The sequence below is a fragment of the Zavarzinella formosa DSM 19928 genome (assembly GCF_000255705.1).
GTDB lineage: Bacteria > Planctomycetota > Planctomycetia > Gemmatales > Gemmataceae > Zavarzinella > Zavarzinella formosa.
Map to the genome: position 1 here is coordinate 1 of NZ_AIAB01000535.1, position 1,506 is coordinate 1,506.

Here is a 1,506-nt window from a genome sequence, read left to right on the forward strand (position 1 = left end):
CAGTCGTGTGAAGATCTTTCAAGGAGTTCTCCGCAAGACCCGGAAGACAGAATCGTGAGGTTTTTCCTGCCGGAGTTTCTTGGTTTTTGGCTTCGGGGGACCGGAGGGCCGGGGGCGGGCGGACTTGGTCCATTTGCGATGCCACGTTCCCTGAAGCAACTTCAGTAACCACGCCTGAAGTTGCTCCGGCCCGAGAGGGACCAGCAGGAGTTCCAGATGGGCGGGGGTGAGCAACCTCGCCACGGTCGTCAGTTCGGACCGCACGTCGCGGAACAACATCTCCCCCGAGACCTTCTCCGGCGGCCTGTCGTTGGCGACGGCCGCATATTGATGAACCATCCGGATCAGATTGTAAACCACCAGGCACAGCGACATTTGCAACAGCGTCGCCTCCGGAGTCGAGCCGATCAGCCGCTTCAAATCAAAGACCTCGGTGATTTGCTGAAACACCCCCTCGATTCCCCATCGCCGTCGGTAAGTGTCCAGCAACTCGGCGGCGGGGAAGACCTCGGCGTCCGTCAGGTTGGTGATGACAATCAACACGTCTTTTTTCTCGAGCGGCATCGTGATTCGGCGGACCCGGATCCGTTCGAGTCGTTGCGGACCCCGGCAAACCCAGCCCGTTTCTTCTTCCCAACATCGCCCGCCGGCGTCGGTCCCGCGCCGTGATTCCACGGCCAAATCCCTCTCAAATATCGCCGAGCGGTTCATTCGCACCACGAAATCACCGATGGCGTCGAACTGCCGGACGTACTCCAGAAACCCGAACGCCCGGTCCGCCACGAACAGCCGGCGGGGGCCGTCGATCGAGAGTTGCGCCAGCAGTTTGGGGACCAGCGTCACTTCTTGGCGTTCGCCGTCGGCCAGCCCGCACAGGCATTCCGCCAGCCCGGTTTCGGCGTCGACGGCCACCAGCCCCCGGGCCCCGAGCAGCTTCATCGCGTTGGGCTCGGACCATCGCAACGGCCGCAGCCGACGCGGGACATGTTTGATCACCTTGCCGTCGAGCAGGGTCACCCGATGACCCGCCAGACAACCGGGCAGGCTCGTGGCCGACGCCATCCCGAGTGGCCGCAACCGCTCGTGGCAATGACCGACCAGCCGGGCGGATACCTCAATGGGAGACCGGGACAGCTTGTCGTAAAAAGCCCGGGTCGTGGCCGGGAGTTCGTCCTGTTCGTCCGCCTCCAACAGCCGCTCCCGGGCGCTTTCCGCCGGCCCGAGCAGGCAATCGGCGATGAGTTGAACCATTTGGGAAAACGTCAGTTGACGTTGGTAACACCCTCCCCGAAACTCGTCGTACAACCGGTCCAGTTCGGCCGGATCGAGCACATGCCGCATCAACCGAAGCGTCGCCTCCGCCAGCGGGAGACGCATTAAAACACTCGCCTCAAACGGCATCTCTTGGGTTTCCATCCACGTCTCCTGCTCAAAACCGCCTCAACGCGAATAATAACTCCCGCTCTCATCAGACGTTACGATTTCCAAAGATCTTCACACGACTGC

General features: G+C 61.8%; 1 protein-coding gene. It reads right to left on the reverse strand.

Annotated elements, in window-relative coordinates; genetic code table 11:
• Positions 1-18: 18 nt before the first annotated feature.
• Positions 19-1,416: an IS4 family transposase gene (locus BGIM_RS0100525; RefSeq protein WP_020467892.1), complete on the reverse strand. Its 1,398-nt coding sequence runs from the start codon at positions 1,414-1,416 to the stop codon at positions 19-21.
• Positions 1,417-1,506 lie beyond the last annotated feature (90 nt).